The organism is Methylomonas koyamae, from assembly GCF_001644025.1.
Taxonomy (GTDB): domain Bacteria; phylum Pseudomonadota; class Gammaproteobacteria; order Methylococcales; family Methylomonadaceae; genus Methylomonas; species Methylomonas koyamae_A.
In genome coordinates, this window is the sequence record NZ_LUUK01000223.1 from 1 (window position 1) to 5,584 (window position 5,584).

Here is a 5,584-nt window from a genome sequence, read left to right on the forward strand (position 1 = left end):
TCGACAGGCTCACCACGAACGGCATTGTTCACGTCGTCGGTTTGTTGTATGGCGGCTCGCTTGACTTGCTCGAACATAAAATCCAGCGCTTTGTGGTCGGTGAATTTTTGCAGGATTTGCTGGCGGAATTCCTGTTCGCTCATTTTTTCCTTGGCGCAGACGAAAGCCCAGGGCAGGACGATGGCGTCCTTGACCAGGTCGGCAACGTCGAACACCAGCGCGCCGCGCCGGGTTTTGCCGTGCATGACCGCGAAACCGTGCGGGATGCCCAGTACCCATAAGGTGGTGGCGGCCAGGCCGTAGGCCAGGTAATTGCCGTGGTTAAGGAAACCGTTGGCAAGGTCGGTGGCGTCGTGGTCGCGGCTGAAATCGCCGTGTTGGGTGGCCTTGGCGGCGTAACGGTAGAGCTGTTTGGTCAATAGCGCTTCGCGTTGCAGCAGGTCGCCGGTTTTTTCGGCGCTGCCGAGCTTGCCGGCGTAATTGTCCAGCGCGGCAGCTATGGCGCTGTCGTCAGCGAAGATACCTTCAGCCTGCAGTTCGCGGTCCTTGCTCCATACCTTACGAATGTAATCGACGCGGGCTTGTTGAAAAGCCTTGGCGACTGTCAGACGTTGCGCGTCGTCGAACCAGAATTTCAGCCAGCCCTGGATGTATTCGGTGGGGCGGTATTCGCTTTGCGGGGTGAGCCATTCGATTTCGCAGCCGCTAAACAAGGGCGTGCCTCCGCCGCCGCAAAATCCCACCAGCACGCCGGCGCTGGCCAGCATCCGCATCGCTGCCTGGGTAATCGAGGTGCCGGTGCCGAGCAGAATCACCGTGGTATTGGCGATGGGGATGTTCCAATACAGGTTTTCGTCCTTGGCTTCGGTCAGGTACAGCACGCGGCCGTCCTTTTGCATCACCCGGCATTTTTCCAGGTAGTAGATGTTGGCGCGCTTGGAGTGGAGGATGGCTTTTAGGTCGGTGAGTTGTTCCATAACCGTCGGATGATTGTTCCAAAACGGCCCGGATTATTGCCGCGTCGGCGCGCCAGCGTCAAGGCTAGACAAAGGAAGGGAGAACGGCCTGCCGTGCCGGAATATCAGCCATCACGGTTAAAGCCGTTGCAAAGGGTCGAATTTGCGTCGGGGCATCGGAGCGGCGGGAATGCGTAGCTGTCGGTCGAGTCGAGTGCCGCGCCTATTATAACGGCCCTTAGTTACCGTTCGCCCTGTGCCTGTCGAAGGGCTCGCCAGCGGGTTTCGACGAGCTCGGCCCGAACGGACTACCCGTGGTCAATAGGGCCGAGTTTGCGTTTGACGATACCGATTCGGAACGCGTTCCAGTGCTATTGAAGCCGTTTCCACGCCGCGAAATTTTTGCCAAAAAAAGCCCCACGAAGTCAGTGGGGCTTTTGGGGGACTGGGCGGACCGGAGCCGCCCTATTTTAGGTAGCAATCAGCGATTAATCCTCGCCGCCGAACACGCCCAGCAATTGCAACAAGCTGGTAAACAAGTTGTAAATCGAAACGTACAAGGACACGGTGGCCAGAATATAATTGGTCTCGCCGCCGTGGATGATTTCACTGGTTTGGTACAGGATCATCGCCGACATCAACAGGATGAACATTGCCGATACCGCCAAGGACAAGGCCGGAATCGAGAACAAGACCGCCGCCAGACCGGCCAGGAAGGCCACCATGATGCCAACCATTAAAAAACCGGCGATGAAGCTGAAATCCTTGCGGCTGATCAGCGCGTAAGCCGACAAGCCCAAAAAGATCACTCCGGTACCGCCCAACGCGGTCAAGACCAATTGATGACCGTTGCTGTAGGCCTGGATGTACATGTTTAAAATCGGTCCCAGCGTCATGCCCATGAAGCCGGTCAACGCGAACACGAATACCAAGCCCAGCGCGCTATTGCTGAACCGGGTGGTCAGGAACAACAAGCCGAAATAGCCGACCATCGTCACGATCAGGCCGGGATGCGGCAGATTCAGCATCATCGCCAACGCGGCGGTGCCGGCGCTGAACAATAAGGTCATCGACAACAACAAATAGGTATTCTTCAAAACTTTATTGGTCGTCAGAATGCGAGATTCCGAACGAACGGTTGCAGTGTTTAAACGCATGATTGGTTATCCTCTTGAGTTGAACAAGTGTCGCTGTGACCGTTTAATCGCGCCGGAGTTTCCCGGCATCGGCAGCGCCGTCTGCTAGTATACCTAAACAATTTGCAAACTAGAGGCTAAAAGGTGATGACAAGCACCACCCCCTACGAACTGGCCGGCGGCGAAGCGGCGCTGCGCAGTCTGGTCGACCGTTTTTATTTCTACATGGACATTCTGCCCGAAGCCCAAGGCATACGGGCGATGCACGCCGACAATCTGGCGTCGGCCAAGGACAAATTGTTCAAGTTTTTCTCCGGCTGGCTGGGCGGCCCGGATCTTTTCATGCAGGAGTTCGGTCATCCGATGCTCAGAGCCAGGCATCTGCCGTTTCGAATCGGCGAGTCCGAGCGCGACCAGTGGATGCTGTGCATGAACAAGGCACTGGACGAAATCGCGATGGACCCCAGACTCCGGGACAATATCCGCGCGGCCTTGCAAAATCTGGCCACGCACATGATCAATCAGGACACCTAGGAAACCCTCCCATGTCTTTATCCAAACAATTGTTAATCCTGATCTCGGCGCTGTTTTTGATGATATTCAGCGTCAACTTCGCGCTGAGCGTCGGCAACATCAAGGATTATCTGGAAGGCGAGTCGAAAAGCCATGCCCAGGATACCGCGACCTCGCTGGGCTTATCGCTGAGCCCGTACATGACCAACCCGGACGATCAAGTCATCCAGTCGATGGCCAGCGCGATTTTCGACATGGGCTATTACAAGGAGATTCGCATCGTGGACGCCGAAAACCGCGAACTGGTCGAACTGATCAGCGAAAAGCGCGTGGAGGGCGTGCCCGATTGGTTCATCGACCGGCTGCCGATGACCTCCGCCACCGCCGAAGCCGAGATCAGTACCGGCTGGAATCTGGCCGGCGTCGTCTACGTGACCGTCAATCCCGGCTTCGCCTATCTGAAACTTTACGAGCAAGCCAAATCGGCGTTTTACTATTCGTTGGCCGCCTTCCTGGTTTCGATCAGTCTGCTGGTGTTTGTGTTGCGGATGACGCTGGCGCCGTTGAACAAGATCGACTGGCTGGCGCACCGGATCAGTGAAGGCCATTACGAAACGATACACGCGCTGCCTTGGACCCGCGAGGTCCGCAATGTCGCCGCGTCGATGAATACGATGTCGCAAAAAATCAAAACCGCGATCGCCTCGCTGCAAACCAAGCTGGACCGAATGGGCGCCAGCCTGTTGCGCGACGATTTGACCGGTTTGTATAAAAAATCGGTGTTCGAAACCGACTTGAAACCGCTGTTCGCCGAGCACGGCGACGCCCACGTCGCCTTGATCCGCCTGGACAGTCTGTCCGAATTGGTCAAGGAACACGACAGCGCGGCCATCGACGATCTGCTGAGCCGCTTCGCCAAACTGCTGCAACACACTGCGGATAGCGCGGCCCATCCGGTCAAGCCTTACCGGTTCTACGGCGCCGAATTCGCGCTATTGATCGAAACCGCCGACCAAGGCATCGTCGAAGATTTGTTAAGAAGCTTGGCCGTCGATATCGCGCAATTGGGGGAACAGTACCGTAAACCCGACTTGGTCCACATCGGCGTCGCTCGCCTGAACCCGGTCGGCAGCGCCGAATCGCTGTTGGAAGCCGCCCACGAAGCCCACGAACAAGCTCAGCTGATCGGCGCCAACAGTTATTTCATTCGGGCCGGCGACAATATCGCCCGCGACATCACGGCCTGGAAGAGCTTGGTGTTCGATTGCGTGGACCGCTGCGACTATTCCGTGTGGTATATCGGCCAGACCGCCGCGTTCGCCACCGGCGCGCTATTGATGGAAGAAGCCTTTATCCAAGTCCACGACCGTCACGGCGAACTGGTCGCGATCGGCCCGTTCATTTCGATTGCCGAGAAGTTCGCCAAAATCGTCGACTTGGATCGGGGCATCATCGAACAAGTCGTACACCACATCCGCGACGGCCACCTTGCCCATAGCATCGCCGTCAACCTGTCGACCCGCACCGTCAGAAACGGCGAATTTCGCCGTTGGCTGGAAATTTTGTTAAAGCAAAGCCCGATCGCCGCCAAGCAACTGGTCTTTAGCCTGTCGGCTTACGCGGTCGCCAAGGATGTCGAAGCCTACCGGGATTTTATCGCCGACGTGCATAGCCTGGGCGGCCGGGTCATGATCAAACGCTTCGAAACCCAATCGCTATCGGCCGAGACCGTCAAACGTCTGCGGCCGGACTTCATCCGTTTGGCCCGCGACCTCGGCAACGGGGTCTGCGACTCGGCGCAAAAACACGTGTTCGTACAGACCGTTCAAGACATCGCGGCCCTAATGGACATTGCCGTTCTTGCCGAAAACGTTCAATCGGAAGCCGACTACCAAACCTTGAAGGCGATGGGTCTCGCCGGTGCTAGCCGTTAGTATCCGGGCGCCGCGCGGTCTGATCGGCGCGGTATTCGCCGCTTTTTGGCTGGCGTGTCTGGCCTTGGCCCAGGATTTCGGCCTCGATCCGGAAATGCTAGCGGCGGTCGAAAAAAAATACGGCGCGCCGGCCAAGCAGCGGCTGTTGGACTGGCAGCAACTGATCGCCAGCGGCCGCGACCTTTCCGAAGATGAGAAAATGCGCCGGGTCAACGACTTCTTCAATCAAAACGTCGAATTCGTCGACGACATCGCGCTGTGGCACAAAACCGATTATTGGGCCACGCCGACGGAGTTTTTGGTCAAGGGCGCCGGCGATTGCGAGGATTACTCGATCGCCAAATATTTCACGCTGGTGGAAATGGGCGTCAGCGACAGCAAATTAAGAATCACCTACGTCAAGGCACTGGAGTTGAATCAAGCGCACATGGTACTCACCTATTTCGAATCGCCGCGCGCGGAGCCGCTGGTCTTGGACAACTTGAAAACCGCCATCCTGCCGGCCAGCAAGCGCCGCGATCTGCAACCGGTCTACAGTTTTAACGGTACCGGCTTGTGGCTGGCTAAAAGCAAGGGCTCCGGCCAGCGCGTCGGCGGCTCGGACCGGATCAGCCTGTGGACCGAGCTGAAAGACCGCATGATGGAGCCGCCGCTGTGACCGCCGCCACCGAATTTCATCTGCGCCGCAGCAACCGGGCCAAACGCACCCGCATTGTCGTCAAACCGGGCCGGGTGGAAGTGGTCGCTCCGCCCAAGGTTCCCGAACGACAAATCCAAGCCTTCGTCGCCGCGCAACAGGATTGGATCCGCGCGGCGCTGCGACGGGTCGCCGAAAAAACCCGGCCGGCGCCGGCTTGGGCACCGGCGCTATATACTGACGGCGCGGCGGTCCCGTATTTGGGCGAGCGGATTCCGCTGCGGATCGAAACCGCCGCCCGCAAAACGGTTGGCGTCGAGCTACGCGACGGTAGCGGCTTTCACGTACGCATGCCGGCCGGCGAGACCAGCGACGAATCCGAACGCATCCGACTGGCGCTCGGCGACT

Annotated in this window: 6 protein-coding genes; 4 read left to right on the forward strand and 2 right to left on the reverse strand. The window is 58.0% G+C overall.

Annotated features, from left to right (window positions below; translation table 11 throughout):
- Both cas1f and A1355_RS22355 read right to left on the reverse strand, forming a co-directional pair.
- On the reverse strand, positions 1 to 977 hold a 977-nt coding region (cas1f, locus tag A1355_RS22350; protein WP_064031491.1), incomplete at its 3' end, for a type I-F CRISPR-associated endonuclease Cas1f.
- 467 nt (positions 978 to 1,444) lie between these two features.
- Positions 1,445 to 2,113 (reverse strand): Bax inhibitor-1/YccA family protein, encoded by a 669-nt coding sequence (locus A1355_RS22355; protein ID WP_139306118.1) that lies wholly within the window; start codon positions 2,111 to 2,113, stop codon positions 1,445 to 1,447.
- A 126-nt stretch (positions 2,114 to 2,239) separates the two neighbouring features.
- Here A1355_RS22355 and A1355_RS22360 point away from each other — a divergent pair, with 126 nt between their 5' ends.
- The 4 genes from A1355_RS22360 to A1355_RS22375 form a co-directional block, all read left to right on the forward strand.
- Complete coding sequence (locus A1355_RS22360; protein ID WP_064031493.1) at positions 2,240 to 2,626, forward strand: group II truncated hemoglobin; 387 nt, start codon at positions 2,240 to 2,242, stop codon at positions 2,624 to 2,626.
- An 11-nt stretch (positions 2,627 to 2,637) separates the two neighbouring features.
- Positions 2,638 to 4,539 (forward strand): LapD/MoxY N-terminal periplasmic domain-containing protein, encoded by a 1,902-nt coding sequence (locus tag A1355_RS22365; RefSeq protein WP_064031494.1) that lies wholly within the window; start codon positions 2,638 to 2,640, stop codon positions 4,537 to 4,539.
- The gene (locus A1355_RS22370; protein WP_064031495.1) at positions 4,526 to 5,197 is read left to right on the forward strand and encodes a transglutaminase-like cysteine peptidase; all 672 of its coding nucleotides are present in this window, start codon (positions 4,526 to 4,528) and stop codon (positions 5,195 to 5,197) included. The genes A1355_RS22365 and A1355_RS22370 overlap by 14 nt, the downstream gene beginning before the upstream one ends.
- Positions 5,194 to 5,584, forward strand: a 391-nt coding sequence (locus A1355_RS22375) for a YgjP-like metallopeptidase domain-containing protein (RefSeq protein WP_197471886.1), incomplete at its 3' end; no start/stop codon positions are given. The genes A1355_RS22370 and A1355_RS22375, both read left to right, overlap by 4 nt.

What these genes read in the sequence shown, in the direction of transcription:
- A1355_RS22365 (WP_064031494.1), top strand. Translation starts at nt 2,638, where the DNA reads ATGTCTTTATCCAAACAATTGTTAATCCTGATCTCGGCGCTGTTTTTG.
- A1355_RS22355 (WP_139306118.1), bottom strand. Translation starts at nt 2,113, where the DNA reads ATGCGTTTAAACACTGCAACCGTTCGTTCGGAATCTCGCATTCTGACG.
- A1355_RS22360 (WP_064031493.1), top strand. Translation starts at nt 2,240, where the DNA reads ATGACAAGCACCACCCCCTACGAACTGGCCGGCGGCGAAGCGGCGCTG.